Genomic DNA, 15,377 nt, shown 5'->3' with positions numbered 1-15,377 from the left:
CAAACCACCACCTTCCGGCGTCATCCGGGCTCGACCCGGATCCATGCCGCTGAAGCCGAACGCGTGCGAGCCGCCCGAAATCCCGGCTGGATGGATCCCGGATCGCCGCTTCGCGCCGTCCGGGATGACGACGAGGGTGGAGTAGGATCGGTACTTAATTCTTCCTCGGCACATCGGGGGAGAGGCGAGGGGACGCCCGACGCCGTGCCCACACCTTCCCCTCACACCGTGTGCTGGTCGTTCAGGATAACGAAATCCTTGCCCGAGCGGCTGTCGGCACTGAGCGGCAGGTCGACCGTCACCAGCACCACGCCCGGCTTCATCCGCTGGCGGATGGCGTCGTTGATGCTGCGGTCGGCGCGGATGCGGGTGAGCGTGCTCTGGTCAGCGCTCCGCGCCGCCACCTTCGGGTCGGTGCTGTAGCCGATCGGCTTCCAGTGCAGTTCCTTGTCGTCGGCGTCGAGATGCGACAGCACGAAGACGTGGTTGCCGAGCGGCCGTGACGGCTGCAGGATCGTGGCGCCGCCATCGGCGACGATCTCGCCATCGTCGAGCACGATCACCCGGCTGTCGGCGCTGGAGATCATGATCGAGGTCGCCGGCGGGCTGTAGGGCGCCTGCGGCGAGGCCGGGATCTGCTTTTGCTTCAGAGTCGAGACCGTGTGGTCGAAATCCTTCTCCGCCTCGGCCGAGAGCACCATGCCGGGATGGATCACCGTCTCGGGGAAGGCGGCGCTGTCGGCGATGATCACCGGCGTGCCGACATGGGTGACGGTGAACAGCTTGGACGAGAACGCCATCGGCAATCGCACGCAGCCATGCGAGGCCGGATAGCCCGGCAACTGCCCGGCATGCAGCGCGATGCCCGACCAGGTCAGCCGGTTCATGTTCGGCATCGGCGCCTCGTTATAGGTCGAGGAGTGGTGGTCCTTGTCCTTCTGCAGGATGGTGAACACGCCCGTCGGCGTGTCGTGGCCGGGCTTGCCGGTGGAGCAGGTCGAAACGCCGATGCGAATGCCGTTGCGATAGACATAGACGCGCTGGTCGGGCAGCGAGACGACAATCGCCACCGGCCCGTAAGGCGAGCGCTCGGGGTGCCAGGTGAATTCGCCCGGCTTCAGCGCGTCGACCGTCTCGACGATGGCGGCGACGGCCTGTTCCAGCGACGCGGCGGCAAGGAGCGCGCCGGAGCCCAGTAGCAGGGTGCGTCGGGAAGGATGCCGCCAGGTCGTCATGGATTTTCGCGCTCCGCGTGCCGGGCGGAAGCTCGGTTCGAGCCGCCGCAAATCAGTTTCGGCAACTCTACCGACAGAGGCGAGCGGGGTACAATCGTTTTGGCGGGGCGCCGGCTCGGACTATTCGCCGTCGCTGGTCATGGCCATGACGTCGATGAAATTGCCTTTCTTGTCGAAGCGGCAGGCGAAGGCCTTGATGCCCTCGCTGCCCTTGTCGACCGTGCCCTGGATCGACAGGCTGCCATCCCGCGCTTTGACGATCTTGCCAGTCTTCACATACATCGGCTTGGTGGCGTACATGGCCGAAACCTCGCCCCGGCAATAGGCCGGCATGTTGCCTCGGCTGATGGCGTTTGCCGCGCCGGTGGACGCGACGAGAAGGGCGGTGACGGTGGCCATGCCACCCAGCCAGACAAGCGTCCTTTTCATGACGGGCCTCGCGCAAACAAGACGGCGCCGCCAATTGGCGACGTCTCCCTGCAAGCTAGATCGGCAACCGCCGAAGGCAAGGCCGCGCCGTTAGCGCGGGCCCCTGAGATAGCGCGCGCGGTTGTCCTCGGGGTTCGTCGCCTCGGCCGGCGGCACCGGCACCAGCGCCTTGAAGCCATATTGGCCGATCAGCATCAGCCAGGTGACGAGCACGAAGGTCGAGGTCAGCACCGGCATGCCGATCGGCTTCAGGAAGATCGCGATCGACGCCCAGAGCCAGGTGGTCACGACGATGCCGAATAGGGTGTAGGCGAAGCTGCGCCAGGTCAGCACCAGGAAGAAGCCGCCCAGCGCGATCGCGGTCAGCGCCGCGTTGTAGCCGAACAGGCCGTCGCGGATCGCGCCTTCGGGCCCGCCGAAAACGCCGGCGACGAGTGCCGCGCCGGCCGCGCCGATCAGCGCCATGCCGGCCGAGATGCGCGAATTGACGGCGATTCCGATGACGATCAGGTAGCCGGCGATCCAGTTGTCCTGGAAGAAGATCTGCCCGATGGCGTTGCCGATGCCCATGTACCAGGTGGGCAGGGCATAGGCGATCGCCGCGTCATACTGGTCGGGGGAGACGGGCTTGGCCAGCGGTCCGGCCTCGATCGCCGCGAATTTCAGCACCGCGAACAGGAACAGCCAGCCGACCAGCACGAAGGGCGAGGTCAGCGCCGCCACCTTGTGCGGCCCGAGCAGCGTCGCGATGGTCGAGAAGGCGATGGTGGTCATCGCGGCCGCGAAGACGATGTAGATCGTCATATGGAAGGACGGCACGGCGCCGCTGCGGAAATCGGCGCTGGTAAAGGCGACCAGCGCCAGCCCGACCAGTGCGCCATTGAAGCCGAACAGCCCGTCGCGGATGAGGCCCCTGTCGGCTTTGAGCAGGATGGCGGTGGCGGTCGCCACGACGACGCCGAGAATGCAGATCGCGCCATAGACGGCCGAATTGAAGAACAGCGCCAGAAGGATGATCAGCCCCGTCAGCGGGTTGTTCTGGAACACCACCTGGCCGATGCCGCGCAGGCTCCAGTCGACGAAGCCGAGGGTGGCATGGTCGCGAAACCGGTCCTGGAACGGAAATTCTGTCTGTGTCTGGGTCACGAGCTTTCTCCCCCTGGAGCCGAATGGTTCTGTCTTGAAACGCCTAGGCCGTTCTTCACCTCTCCCGGAGGGAGATCCTTGCGCCATGTTCTTCCCGATCTCCGGCCATCATCCTGGAGGTGCCCGGCAAAGCCGGGCCTCGAAGGAGGGTCCAGAGCGCACCGCCCGCGTTTGGCTGCGAATGGCAGCGTCTCGCTGGATCGTCCTTCGAGGCTTCGCTGACGCGAAGCACCTCAGGATGATGGCGGAGCTTGCAGCGGCGTGACGGAAAATCACGTTCCGCCAACGTCTCCCAAGAGAGGCGAAGGGGCAATTTCCGACAAGTCGGATACGGCCTCCCGAAAAAGAAAACCCCACCGGACGTATCCGGTCCGATGGGGCTTGTGTCCGTCGCTTGCCGTTCTGTCAGAACAGGAAGTAGCGCTGCGCCATCGGCAGGGTTTCCGCCGGTTCGCAGGTGATCAGCTCGCCGTCGATGCGCACCTGGTAGTTCTGCGGATCGACCTCGATCTTCGGCGTCAGCGAATTGTGGATCATGTCCTTCTTGCGCACGCCGCGCGTGCCCTTGACCGCCACGAGCTGCTTCTGCAGCTGCAGCGTCTCGCCGATCTTGTCGTCGAGGGCCGCCTGCGACACGAAGGTGACGCCGGTCTTGCCGCGCGCGCGGCCGAGCACGCCGTACATCGGCCGGTAATGCACCGGCTGCGGCGTCGAGATCGAGGCATTCGGGTCGCCCATCGGCGCGGTGGCGATCATGCCGCCCATGATGACCAGCGACGGCTTGACGCCGAAGAAGGCGGACTTCCACAGCACGAGATCCGCACGCTTGCCGACTTCGATCGAGCCGATCTCATGCGCGAAGCCATGGGTAATGGCCGGGTTGATCGTGTATTTGGCGACGTAGCGCTTGCAGCGGAAATTGTCGTTGCGCTCGCTATCTTCCGGCAGGGGCCCGCGCTGCACCTTCATCTTGTGCGCGGTCTGCCAGCAGCGAAGCGTGGTTTCGCCGATGCGGCCCATAGCCTGCGAGTCCGACGACATCATCGAGAATGCGCCGAGATCGTGCAGGATGTCCTCGGCCGCGATCGTCTCCTTGCGGATGCGGGATTCGGCGAAGGCGACGTCTTCGGGGATCTGCGGGCTCAGATGGTGGCAGACCATGAGCATGTCGAGATGCTCGTCGATCGTGTTGATCGTATAGGGCCGCGTCGGGTTGGTGGAGGAGGGCAGGATGTTTTCCTGGCCCGCCGCCGTGATGATGTCGGGTGCGTGGCCGCCACCGGCGCCTTCCGTGTGGAAGGAGTGGATAGCGCGGCCCTTCATTGCCGCGAAGGTGTCGGCGACGAAGCCGCTCTCGTTCAGCGTGTCGGAGTGGAGCGCGACCTGCACGTCCATCTCGTCGGCAACCGTCAGGCAGTTGTCGATCGCGGCCGGCGTGGTGCCCCAGTCCTCATGCAGCTTCAACCCGATGACGCCGGCGCGGATCTGTTCGCGCAAGGGCTCCGGCAGCGAGGCGTTGCCCTTGCCGAGGAGACCGACATTGATCGGCAGTTCCTCGATCGCTTCCAGCATGCGGTGGATGTACCAGGGGCCGGGCGTGACTGTGGTGGCGAGCGTGCCGACCGAGGGCCCGGTTCCGCCGCCGACCAGCGTCGTCGTGCCGCTCGTCAGTGCTTCCTCGGCCTGCTGCGGCGCGATGAAGTGGATGTGGGTGTCGATGCCGCCAGCGGTCAAAATCTTGCCTTCGCCGGCGATGACGTCGGTGCCCGGGCCGATAATGATGTCGACGCCCGGCTGGATGTCGGGATTGCCCGACTTGCCGATCGCCTGGATGCGGCCATCCTTGATGCCGACATCGGCTTTGATGATGCCCCAGTGATCGAGGATGATCACATTGGTGATCACCAGGTCGGCGACGTCGGCTGCGTTGCGCTGGCTCTGGCCCATGCCGTCGCGGATGACCTTGCCGCCGCCGAAGGTGACTTCATCACCATAGACGGTGCGGTCTTCCTCGATCTCGATGATCAGGTCGGTATCGGCCAGGCGAACCCGGTCGCCCTTGGTGGGGCCATAGAGCGAGGCGTAATTCTCGCGCGTGATCTTCGCCATCTCAGACCTCCAGCTTTCCCATGACCTTGGCATTGAAGCCGAAGACGGCGCGGTCGCCGTCGAGCGCTACCAGTTCGACGGTGCGCTCCTGTCCGGGCTCGAAACGGACGGCGGTGCCGGCCGGGATGTTGAGGCGGAAGCCCCGGGTCTTGTCGCGGTCGAAATGGAGCGCGGTATTGGTCTCGTAGAAATGATAGTGCGAGCCAATCTGGATCGGCCGGTCGCCCGAATTCGCGACGTCGACGGAGATAACGGTGCGGCCGACATTATATTCGATGTCGCCGTCCTCGAGGATGTATTCGCCTGGGATCATGACGCGCCCCTACGGTATGGGATTGTGGACGGTGACCAGCTTGGTCCCATCGGGGAAGGTGGCTTCGACCTGGATGTCGTGGATCATCTCGGGCACGCCCTCCATGACCTGATCGCGCGTCAGCAGCGTCGCGCCATAGGACATCAGCTCAGCGACCGTGCGGCCGTCGCGCGCGCCTTCTAGGATCGCCGCGGAAACGTAGGCGATGACTTCCGGGTAGTTCAGCTTGACGCCGCGGGCCAGGCGGCGTTCCGCCACCAGGGCCGCGGTGAACAGCAGAAGCTTGTCTTTCTCGCGTGGTAGAAGTTCCATCGGCGGTCCCCAATCGTATCCGTGTTTACGTGGCCCAGATGCGCGGCGCGTTGGCGGCCTTGCCCTGGCATGATGTCCTGAGCGCATCCCATGCCCGGACGAAAAGTGCCTTGCCTTCCGAAACCCGCGGCCCGAGATAGCGGCAGACGACCGCGTGCTCGAGCTGGCTGACGGCGAACACGCCGTCCGCCTGGCCGCCGACGGCTTCGCGCACCCGCTCGGCCGCGTCCTCGGCCATGGGGCCGGCATAGATCATCGTGCCCCAGGTCGGCTGATCGGCCAGCGCATAGGGCGCGCCCTGCAGGGCCGAGCCGCCCGGCAGCCGCACCCGCTCGAACCAGATCGGCCTGCCATCGCGCACGATCTCGATGCGCTGGCGCAGCGTGCCGGTCTCGAAGCGCTCGCCCGCCGCCGGTCGCCCGAGGCAGATGAAATCCCAGCCGACATAGGTGGCGCCAGCTTCCAGCGTCACGCGCGTGTCGATCGAAGCATCGGCGCCATCGAAGACGATGGTCTCCTGCGGAAGGTATTCGCAGATGGCATGGGCGCCGACGTCGATCATCGTCGCCTGGGTGCTGCGGCCATGTTCGCTGCGATAGAACTTGGTGGCGCCGGGCGTGGTCAGCACGGCGCGGGCATCAGCCGCCAGATGAAAGCGCAGGTCGAGCTGGTCGCCGCCGGCGACGCCGCCTGGCGGATGCAGCAGGTAGACGTGGCAGGTGCCGTCCTTTTCCGGATGGAACGGCTTCTGGACGACGAGCGGGCCGAGATGGCGGCGGCGCATCAGCCGGGTCTTGCCGGCATTGACCGCGAACCACAGTTCGAGTTCGGCGAGCCAGCGGCTCGGCTGCGCCGCATAGTGCGCGCGCGCCATCGGAACGGCGTCCGGCGAAGCTCCCTCGGCGAGCAAAAGCGGTCTCACTTTGGTCCCTGGTCCCGATCCGGCCGGCCCTTTGGATGGGCACAGCGACGATAGTCGCCGAAGGCTATCACACGGAGTTGCCCCTCCGGCAACCACAAATATTCATTTGCGTGCTCAAAGACTTGGCAGTTGTGCGCCCGATCCCGGGGCTATGCGCCCTGTCCCGAAAATCGCGGCCGAGCTTTCCATCGGCGCGGAAAAAGAGGCAAACTGCCGGCCATCGCATTCGCCCCCAAGACGCGACATCTATCACTGGTATAAGGGGGCAGCCAAGCGGCGCTCCGGCCATGTCGGTGCGGCATTGCCGGGCGGATCTGTTGAACTGGGGAATGGGAATGCTGAGGGCAGTCGCTGTCCGGCGTGCGTCGGACGCCGCCGTGGAAGGTCAGGAGCCGCCGGCCGGTCGCGCGGTGCTGCAGCATGACGAGCGCCATCTGCGCCGCCGCCTGATCGAACTGGTCGATGGCCGCAAGGTGATGGTCGACCTGCCCGAAACGGTGGTGCTTGACGCCGGCGACAGCCTGGTTCTCCAGGACGGCAGCACGATCGCCATCGCCGCCGCCTATGAGCCGCTCTACGAGGTCTTCGCCCGGGATCCCGTGCACCTGCTCGAACTCGCCTGGCATATCGGCAACCGCCATCTCGCCGCCGCGATCGAGCCGACCCGCATCTTGATCCTGCGCGATCACGTCATCCAGGCGATGCTCGAAGGGCTCGGCGCGCGGGTGAAGGAGATTGTCGCGCAGTTCAATCCGGTGCGCGGCGCCTATTCCGGCCATGGCGAGCACAGCCATGGGCACGCGAGCCACGATCACGCCGGGCATGGCGATCACGGCCATGATCATGCCCACGGCCATTCGCACGATTGAGTTTTGCGTCGCGGCTTCGCCGCGCGCTCCAGCAACACGAGGCGAGCTCTGATGACATCGAAAAACGGCCCCCTTCGCGTCGGTATCGGCGGCCCCGTCGGCTCCGGCAAGACGATGCTGACCGAGAAGCTCTGCAAGGCGATGCGCGACGAATTCTCCATCGGCGTCATCACCAACGACATCTACACCAAGGAAGACGCCATGATGCTGGCGCGCCGGCAGGCGCTGTCCGAGGACCGCATCATGGGCGTCGAGACTGGCGGCTGCCCGCATACGGCGATCCGCGAGGACGCCTCGATCAACCTGCAGGCGATCGCGGAGCTCAACCGCAAGATCCCCGATCTCGATATCGTCTTCATCGAATCCGGCGGCGACAATCTGGCCGCGACCTTCTCGCCGGACCTCGCCGACCTGACGCTCTATGTCATCTCCGTCTGCCAGGGCGAGGAAATCCCCCGCAAGGGTGGCCCGGGCATCACCCGCTCCGACTTCCTCGTCATCAACAAGAGCGATCTCGCGCCTTACGTGAATGTCGATCTCGACGTGATGGAGGTCGACGCCAAGCGGATGCGCGGCACGCGCCCCTTCGGCTTCACCGACCTGACGCGCGGCAAGGGCCTCGACCGGGTGGTCGATTACATCGTCGAGCATGGCGGCCTCCGGATGGACGCGCGCAAGAGCGCCTGAGGCGAAACCTGGCTCATCCATCATCCTGAGGTGCCCGGCGAAGCCGGGCCTCGAAGGAGGATGGCCAGAGCCGTTGGGTCGGGTTTCAAACGCGAGCCCGGCTCCCTCTGCCGTCATCCCGGCGGAGGCCGGGATCCAGACCCACCGCCTGGACGGACGGGCTCAGCCAGGATCTTCGTGAACGGTGTTCAGGAGCCCCGGCCTTCGCCGGGGCGACGGGCTGTTCCCACCCCGGTCCGCCCGGCTCTCGCTACGGTGCGAAAAGGCGCGCCTCGGCCAGACACCATCAGCTCGTTCCACCTCGCAAAATCTTGCTCTATAGACCGCAGGGCGCGCTGATTCCGTCGGCGCGCCTGCCGTGCGGTCCTGGATTCGAGTGCGCTCATGGATGAAGTCGATTGCGTCGTCGTCGGCGCCGGTGTGGTCGGGCTGGCGGTGGCGCGGGCGCTGGCGCTCGCCGGCCGCGAGGTCCTGCTGATCGAGGCCGAGGACGCCATCGGCACCCAGACCTCGTCGCGCAACAGCGAAGTCATCCATGCCGGCATCTACTACGCCCCGGGCAGCCGGATGGCGAAGTTCTGCGTCGCTGGCAAGCAGGCGCTCTATGATTATTGCGCCGAGCGCGGCGTGCCACATGCCCGATGCGGCAAGCTGATCGTCGCCGCCGACGAGGCCGAACGCGGCCGGCTCGGCGCGATCGCCGCCCGCGCCGCCGCCAATGGCGTGCACGACATGCGCGAACTCAGCGCTGCCGAGGCGATCGCGCTTGAGCCGAACCTTGCCTGCGCCGGCGCGTTGCTGTCGCCCTCGACCGGCATCATCGACAGCCACGCCTTCATGCTGGCGCTGCACGGCGATGTCGAAAGCGCCGGCGGCATGGTGGTGTTCTCAAGCCCGCTTCTCGCCGCCAAGCCGGATGGCGACGGCATCGTGCTGTCGATCGGCGGCACCGAGCCGATGCAGCTTCGCACCAGGCTGCTGATCAACTCCGCGGGCCTGTTCGCGCCCGCTGTCGCCCGCACGATCGAGGGGCTGAATCCCGCTGCCATCCCGACCGAATATTATGCCAAGGGCAGCTACTTCACCCTGTCGGGCCGCTCGCCCTTCTCGCGGCTGATCTATCCGGTCCCCGTGCCGGGCGGCCTCGGCACGCACCTGACCATCGACATGGGCGGCCAGGCGCGCTTCGGCCCGGATGTCGAATGGATCGACGCGATCAACTACGACGTCGACGCCTCGCGCATCCCGCTCTTCGTCGAGGCGGTGAAGCGCTACTGGCCGGATGTCAGCGCCGACCGGCTGCAGCCGGGCTATTCCGGCATCCGCCCGAAGATCGTGCCGAAGGGCGCGCCGGGCCAGGATTTTGTCGTCCAGGACGCGTCCGCGCATGGCGTCGCCGGCCTGATCAACCTGTTCGGCATCGAATCCCCCGGCCTCACCGCCTCGCTGGCGCTGGCGGAGCATGTCGCGGCGCTGGCGGGATAGGCGGCTTCGTCCGTCAGACGGGCTGCTCGCTTCACCTCTCCCTGAGGGAGAGGGCAAGAGAGCGCGGCCTTGTCCTCGGCGGCATCCCATCCTCCGGCGTCATCCTCGCGTAAGCGAGGATCCATTCAGCCGCCTTCCGACGGCGGCTGAATGGATCCCGGGTCTCGCTGCGCTCGCCCGGGATGACGGCGAGTATTGGACGGGTGCCCGATCAGCCCCGGCCGACGAGCGGCATCTTGGTGGCCATGATCGTCATCTGCAGGATGTTGGCGTCGAGCGGCAGGCCCGCCATGTGGACGACGGCGTTGGCGACGTGGCTGACGTCGAAGGTCGGCTCGACCTTGATCGACAGGTCCGGCTGCAGCACGCCCTTCTTCATCTGGCTCGCCATCGGCGTCTCGGTGTTGCCGATGTCGATCTGGCCGCAGGCGATGTCATATTTGCGACCGTCGAGCGCGGTCGAACGGGTCAGGCCGAGCACGGCGTGCTTGGAGGCCGTGTAGGGCGCCGAGTTGGGGCGCGGCATCACGGCCGAGATCGAGCCGTTGTTGATGATGCGGCCGCCCATCGGCTTCTGGTCCTTCATGATACGGAAGGCGGCCTGGGTGCAGAGGAAGACGCCGGTGACGTTGGTGTCGATCACGGCCTTCCAGCTTGCGACGTCGAGGTCCTCGATGTTGACCGGCGGGGCGTTGACGCCGGCATTGTTGAACAGCACGTCGAGACGGACGAAGCGGTTCTTGATCTCGCCGAACAAAGCGGCGACCGAGGCCTCGTCGGTGATGTCGGACGGGATCGCGACAGCGTCGCCGCCGGCCTCCTTCACGACTTCCTCGAGCGGCTCGGCGCGGCGGCCTGTGACGACCAGCGTGTAGCCGGCGGCGGCCAGCGCCAGGGCGACGGCCTTGCCGATGCCGGTGCCGGCGCCGGTGACGAGCGCGATCTTGCCAGTGTTGGACATAAGCGTTCCTTCCAGGATTTGTTTGTTATTGGGCGAGGAAGCCGCCGTCGACCGGCAGCGTGTGACCTGTGACCATGGAGGCGCCAGGGCCGGCCAGGAACAGGATCGCGCTCGCGACCTCTTCCGGATCGGCCAGGCGGCGGAGCGGCGTCATCGCCTCGATCCGGGCGACCAGCTTCGGATCGGCAACCAGGCCGGCGATGAAGGGCGTGCGGACATAGGTCGGCGCCACGGCGTTGACGCGGATGCCGTTCGGCGCCCATTCGACGGCCAGCGCGCGGGTCATGTTGACGATCGCGCCCTTGGTGGTCTGGTAGGAGATGTTCGGGTAGAGCCCGCCGCCGGAAAAGCCCATGATCGACGAGACGTTGACGATCGAGCCCTTCGTGCCGGCGGCGATCATGTGGCGCGCCGCGATGCGCGAGGCGAGGAAGGTGCCCGTCATGTTGATGTTCACCACCGTGTCCCAGTCGGCGACGGTCAGTTCGACCGCCGGGCGTCGGATCGCCGTGCCCGCGCTGTTGACCAGGATGTCGAGCGCCTTCGCCCGCTCGGTGACGGCCTCAAAGGCTGCCTCCAGGCTTGCCTCGTCGGCGACGTCGGCGACCACCGCGAAGTGGTCGGCCTCGTCCCCCAGCGTCGCCAGGACTTCGTCCGAGACGGGATTGCGGTCGAGGATGGCGACGCGGGCGCCGGCCCTCGCCAGCGCCTGCGCGCTGGCAAGGCCAATGCCGGACCCGCCGCCGGTCACCGCGGCGACGCGGCCGGTCAAGGAGAAGGGATCGCTCGCCATTGGTGCTGTTTCCGGTTTCGTGTCGGTTGGAAGCTGGCTTTCACCTCTCCCTGAGGGAGAGGTCGGAGCGCAGCTCCGGGTGAGGGTTTAGGAAACCATCCGGTGGGGCCGTAAACCCTCACCCGCCGACCTTCGGTCGTCGACCTCTCCCTCAGGGAGAGGTGAAGAGCTGCGCTTGTCCTACGATCAGCCGCCGATCTTGCCGCCGAGTTCGTCCTCGACATGGGCGCGGATGATCTGGTCGAACGAGGTCTCGGCCTTGAAGCCGAGCGACAGGGCGCGGGTGGTGTCGAAATCGCGGGCCCAGCCGGCGACGATCCGGTCGATGGTCTCGTCCTTCTCGTGGCGGATCAGCTTGACGGCCTTGTCGCCGGCAACCTGGCGCAGCGCCTCGATTTCTTCACCGACCGTGGCCGAGAGGCCCGGCATGTTGAGCGTGCGGCGCGGGCCGACCTTATCGAGGTCGATCGTGCCGGCATGGACCAGGAAGCCGACGGCCGAGCGGGGGCTCGCGAACCAGTGGCGCACGTCGGGCGACACCGGCAGCACGGCTTCCAGGCCGACCAGCGGCTCGCGCAGGATGTTGGAGAAGAAGCCCGAGGCGGCCTTGTTCGGCTTGCCGGGGCGAATGCAGATCGTCGGCAGGCGGATGCCGATGCCGTCGAAGAAGCCGCGGCGCGAATAATCGGCCAGCAGCAGTTCGCCGATCGCCTTCTGGGTGCCGTAGCTGGTCAGCGGCGTCTCGAAGAACTCGTCGCCGATCTTGTCGGGGAACGGCGCGCCGAACACGGCGATCGACGAGGTGAACACCACGCGGGGCTTGTAGCCGGACTTGGCGTTCTCGAGCCGGATGGCGTCGAACAGGTAGCGCGTGCCGTCGAAATTGATGCGGTAGCCCTTGTCGAAATCCGCCTCGGCCTCGCCGGAGACGATGGCCGCCAGATGGAAGATCACGTCCGGACGGTTGGCGATCAGCGTCTGCGAGGCTTCCGGCGCCGACAGGTCGATGGTGAGCGTCTCGACCGGGCCGTCAAAGCCCTTGGGCGCCTCGGGGGCGACGACGTCGGCGAGCGTATAACGGCTGATCTCCTTGCCGCCCAGATGACCGTCCGCGACAAGCTTGTCCGTCAGCTTGCGGCCGACCATGCCAGCCGCGCCGATGATAAGGATATGCATAGTACAACCTCGAATAATGAAACGAAATCAGGACAGTCGGATTCTCGCTACCGCGTAGGGTGCCAGTGTAAGCATGCGGTCGTCAAAAGGTTTGGCCAGCGTATCCAGCGCATTTCCGTCCTGCGTCGCAACCACAAAGCTGTCGGCATCGAGCAAGAACCGGTCGCGCGGCGCGCCGGGCAGGGCGACAGACTGTTCGGAGCCTGTGCGATTGGCAAGCCACAGTTCGATACCATCCCCGGTCTCGGCGGCGATCGCCTCGATCGTGTCCGGCGTCGTCACCTTGCGCAGCGGCTTGCCGGCCAGGCGCGCCATGCCGCGCAGGACGTGGAACATCGGGAACACGCCGCCGACCTCGTCGAAATAGGGCTGCGGCCAGGCATGGCGGGCATGCACCAGCCCGAACGCCCCGGTCGTGCCGCCGAGCGTGATCGTCGTGGCGCCGCCTTCGGCGAAGCGAGCGAAGAAGCCCAGCGCCCAGGCGGCGCCGAGCAGGCCGCGATGGCGGGGATCGTTGAAGTTCATCGCCTGGCGGATGTTGCCCGGGTTCTTCAGCGGCGCCTCGCCATAGGGATTCATCCGCATGCCGATGGCGCTCGGGCCGACCGCATAGGGCTTGCCGTCGGCGATGGCGCGGGCGCTGAGCGCGATTGCGGGCAGCGTTTCCAGACCCTCGGTGATCGAGGTGTCGTCGCCGGCATGCAGCATGGCCGTCGTCGTGAACGAGACGAGATCGATGAGGTCGACCGGCGGCCGCTTGCGGTTCATCTCGGTGAACAGGCTGAACATGCCGCCGCCGATGCGGGCCTTCGGGAAGGCCTTGCGAGCGGCCTCGAAGAAGGCGCGCGGCGGCGGCGCGGGCGGCCAGACGCTGCCCGGCAGGGTGCATTTCAGATCCGGCAGCGGCGACAGCAGCACGGTCTTGAAGGGCGAGCCCATGTCGGCGACGTCGCGGCCGAGCGCCGCGATCTCGGCCTCGAAGCCCTCGACCGACTGGACGACCGCCTCGAGCCAGGGCTCGGCCTCGAGCGACCGCGCCGTGGCGAGGATGCCGCCCAGCGTCGTGAAATCATGCCCGAGCGATGGGTCGTAATAGCCGACCAGCACCTTGGCGCCGACGAGATGCAGCCGGTCGCGCCGGGCGATCGTGTCGGTGATCTCGGAAGGGTCGAGGCCGAGACCGAGCGCCGGCACCGTGCCGATGACGCTGCCGAGTGTCACCTGGCCGGCGACCGAACCGGCCTGCGCCGCCGGCAGCGCGCCGGTGACCGTCAGGCGAACCGCCTGTTCGATCCGCTCATCCTTGGGCAGCGTGTAGGGCCAGGGCAAGGCGAGCGGCCGGACATAGGTTTTGTACGAGGCGTCGGTCCAGTTGCGCTGGTCCTCCATCTCATAGGTGTCGCCTTCCATCCGGCAGGTGACCTTCAGCCCCGGCGCCGCCTCATGGGTGAGGGCGCGCAGATCCATCATCGGCTGGACGGGGTCGATGATGTCGGGGAAGCGGCTTTCCACGATGGAGCCGTCGACATGCTCGATCGTCACCGGATGGCCGGAGACACCGGCGATCGGATGCAGCACGACGAAGCCGGTGCGGTTGGTCAGGAAGGGCGTTTCGGCGCTGCCCTCGGCCGAGAAGTCGAGGCGGCCTTCGGCCGAGCCCTCGATGCGGGCCGAATAGCGGAAGGCCTGGTTGTCGTCGAGCGCCAGCGCCTTGTAGGTGACGGTGAAGCCGTCGGCACGCTCGTCGACGACGAGGTCCGAGATCACCGGGTTGTAGGTGCCCCAGTTCTTGTCGCGCACGATGAAGGAAATCGCGCGGATGATCTCGACGCCGCCAAAGCGGATATGGCGCAGATTGCCGGTGTCGAGCTCGGCGGTGAGCGCCCCCGCCCTCAGGATGCGGAGCGGCGTGACGGGTTCGTCGGTGCCAAAGAGCCGGATAGCGAGGGAGGGGGCGTTGTTCATCGGCTGATCCTCGAGGAAACCAGGCGCTCGACCAGAAGGGCGAGGATGATGATGGTGCCGATCGCGGTGCCCTGCCAGAAGGGCGAGACGCCCATCAGGTTCAGGCCGTTGCGGATCATCACCATGATGAAGACTCCGATCAGCGTGCCGAACATCGAGCCGCGGCCGCCGAACAGGCTGGCGCCGCCGATGACCACGGCCGCGATCGCGTCCAGCTCCATCGAGTTGCCCATCAGCGGATCGGCGGAGAGCAGCTGGCTGATCGAGAAGGTGATGGCCACCGCCGCGAAGGCGCCGGAGAGCACATAGGGCAGGATCGAATAGAAGGTGGTGTTGAGGCCGGCGGCGCGGGCCGCTTCCTTGTTGGAGCCGACGGCGTAGATGGTGCGGCCGCCCTTGGTGTAGGTCAGGTAGGCCCAGGCCACGACGTAGAGCACGATCAGGAACAGCACGTTGGACGGGATGCCCAGCACGTCGGTGTAGACGATGCTCTGCATGCCCTCGGGGATGTTCGAGATCGCCGTCTGGCCGGAGAAGATGTAGGCGAGGCTGCGGCCGATGGCCATGACGCCCAGCGTCACCACGAAGGGCGCCAGCCCGAACACGGTGATCAAAGTGCCCGAGATCAGGCCGATGAAGCCGCCGGCGACGACCGCGATGCCAATGGCCGGCACGATCGGCACATGCTGCAGCGACAGGCCGAGGATGATGCCGGTCAGGCCCGCCACCGAGCCGACCGAGAGGTCGATGCCGCCGGTCAGGATGACGAAGGTCATGCCGACGGCGACGATGCCGATTACCACGGACTGGTCGAGCAGGTTGAAGATGTTGGACTTGGTCAGGAAGTAGGGCGACAGCAAGGAGAGGCAGACCGCGATCAGCAGCGCCAGCAGCAGCATGCGGACTTCGAGCCGCTGCGCGATCTTCTTGATGGGCGAGGCCGGGGCCTGACGGGAAAGGGTCTCTTGGACCATG

General features: G+C 66.5%; 15 protein-coding genes. 3 read left to right on the top strand and 12 right to left on the bottom strand.

Annotation, left to right across the window (positions count from 1 at the left end; translation table 11 throughout):
- Nucleotides 1–221: 221 nt before the first annotated feature.
- The 7 genes from ABIE08_RS10935 to ABIE08_RS10905 form a co-directional block, all read right to left on the bottom strand.
- Entirely contained in the window at nt 222–1,235 is a 1,014-nt protein-coding gene (locus tag ABIE08_RS10935) for a L,D-transpeptidase (RefSeq protein WP_354550927.1), read from the bottom strand.
- A gap of 120 nt (nt 1,236–1,355) precedes the next feature.
- Nucleotides 1,356–1,664: a hypothetical protein gene (locus ABIE08_RS10930; protein ID WP_354550926.1), complete on the bottom strand. Its 309-nt coding sequence runs from the start codon at nt 1,662–1,664 to the stop codon at nt 1,356–1,358.
- A gap of 90 nt (nt 1,665–1,754) precedes the next feature.
- A complete protein-coding gene (locus ABIE08_RS10925; RefSeq protein ID WP_354550924.1) occupies nt 1,755–2,810 on the bottom strand; it encodes an urea transporter in 1,056 nt (351 codons plus the stop codon).
- Nucleotides 2,811–3,215: 405 nt separating this feature from the next.
- On the bottom strand, nt 3,216–4,919 hold the full coding sequence (ureC, locus tag ABIE08_RS10920) for an urease subunit alpha (protein ID WP_354550923.1): 1,704 nt from the start codon (nt 4,917–4,919) through the stop codon (nt 3,216–3,218).
- A 1-nt stretch (nt 4,920) separates the two neighbouring features.
- On the bottom strand, nt 4,921–5,232 hold the full coding sequence (locus tag ABIE08_RS10915; RefSeq protein ID WP_354550922.1) for an urease subunit beta: 312 nt from the start codon (nt 5,230–5,232) through the stop codon (nt 4,921–4,923).
- A gap of 9 nt (nt 5,233–5,241) precedes the next feature.
- A complete protein-coding gene (gene ureA / locus ABIE08_RS10910) occupies nt 5,242–5,544 on the bottom strand; it encodes an urease subunit gamma (protein ID WP_266329972.1) in 303 nt (100 codons plus the stop codon).
- Nucleotides 5,545–5,569: 25 nt separating this feature from the next.
- Complete coding sequence (locus tag ABIE08_RS10905) at nt 5,570–6,418, bottom strand: urease accessory protein UreD (RefSeq protein ID WP_354551662.1); 849 nt, start codon at nt 6,416–6,418, stop codon at nt 5,570–5,572.
- A 383-nt stretch (nt 6,419–6,801) separates the two neighbouring features.
- On the opposite strand from ABIE08_RS10905, the gene ABIE08_RS10900 reads away from it, so the two are divergent.
- The 3 genes from ABIE08_RS10900 (at nt 6,802) to ABIE08_RS10890 (ending at nt 9,507) form a co-directional block, all read left to right on the top strand.
- Nucleotides 6,802–7,335, top strand: a complete 534-nt coding sequence (locus ABIE08_RS10900; protein WP_354550920.1) for an urease accessory protein UreE — start codon at nt 6,802–6,804, stop codon at nt 7,333–7,335.
- Between the two features lie 51 nt (nt 7,336–7,386).
- Nucleotides 7,387–8,022, top strand: a complete 636-nt coding sequence (ureG, locus tag ABIE08_RS10895) for an urease accessory protein UreG (protein ID WP_354550919.1) — start codon at nt 7,387–7,389, stop codon at nt 8,020–8,022.
- A 384-nt stretch (nt 8,023–8,406) separates the two neighbouring features.
- Nucleotides 8,407–9,507 carry an NAD(P)/FAD-dependent oxidoreductase gene (locus ABIE08_RS10890; protein ID WP_354550918.1) on the top strand — a complete coding sequence of 367 codons (1,101 nt, stop codon included), beginning with the start codon at nt 8,407–8,409 and terminating at the stop codon, nt 9,505–9,507.
- 211 nt (nt 9,508–9,718) lie between these two features.
- Here the strand turns inward: ABIE08_RS10890 and ABIE08_RS10885 are convergent, their stop codons facing one another.
- From ABIE08_RS10885 to ABIE08_RS10865, 5 genes are all read right to left on the bottom strand, one after another.
- On the bottom strand, nt 9,719–10,468 hold the full coding sequence (locus ABIE08_RS10885) for an SDR family oxidoreductase (protein WP_354550916.1): 750 nt from the start codon (nt 10,466–10,468) through the stop codon (nt 9,719–9,721).
- Nucleotides 10,469–10,493: 25 nt separating this feature from the next.
- Nucleotides 10,494–11,261, bottom strand: coding sequence for an SDR family NAD(P)-dependent oxidoreductase (locus tag ABIE08_RS10880; RefSeq protein WP_354550915.1), 768 nt, complete (start codon nt 11,259–11,261; stop codon nt 10,494–10,496).
- Between the two features lie 186 nt (nt 11,262–11,447).
- On the bottom strand, nt 11,448–12,437 hold the full coding sequence (gene denD, locus ABIE08_RS10875) for a D-erythronate dehydrogenase (protein ID WP_354550914.1): 990 nt from the start codon (nt 12,435–12,437) through the stop codon (nt 11,448–11,450).
- 27 nt (nt 12,438–12,464) lie between these two features.
- Nucleotides 12,465–14,402, bottom strand: a complete 1,938-nt coding sequence (locus tag ABIE08_RS10870; protein WP_354550912.1) for a hypothetical protein — start codon at nt 14,400–14,402, stop codon at nt 12,465–12,467.
- Complete coding sequence (locus ABIE08_RS10865) at nt 14,399–15,376, bottom strand: ABC transporter permease (protein WP_354550911.1); 978 nt, start codon at nt 15,374–15,376, stop codon at nt 14,399–14,401. The genes ABIE08_RS10870 and ABIE08_RS10865 overlap by 4 nt, the downstream gene beginning before the upstream one ends.
- Nucleotide 15,377: the final 1 nt, after the last annotated feature.

The sequence above is a fragment of the Kaistia defluvii genome (genome assembly GCF_040548815.1).
In the GTDB taxonomy this organism is placed as follows: domain Bacteria; phylum Pseudomonadota; class Alphaproteobacteria; order Rhizobiales; family Kaistiaceae; genus Kaistia; species Kaistia defluvii_A.
Note: the sequence above shows the minus strand (reverse complement) of the source record. Positions and strands in the feature narration are given on the sequence as shown.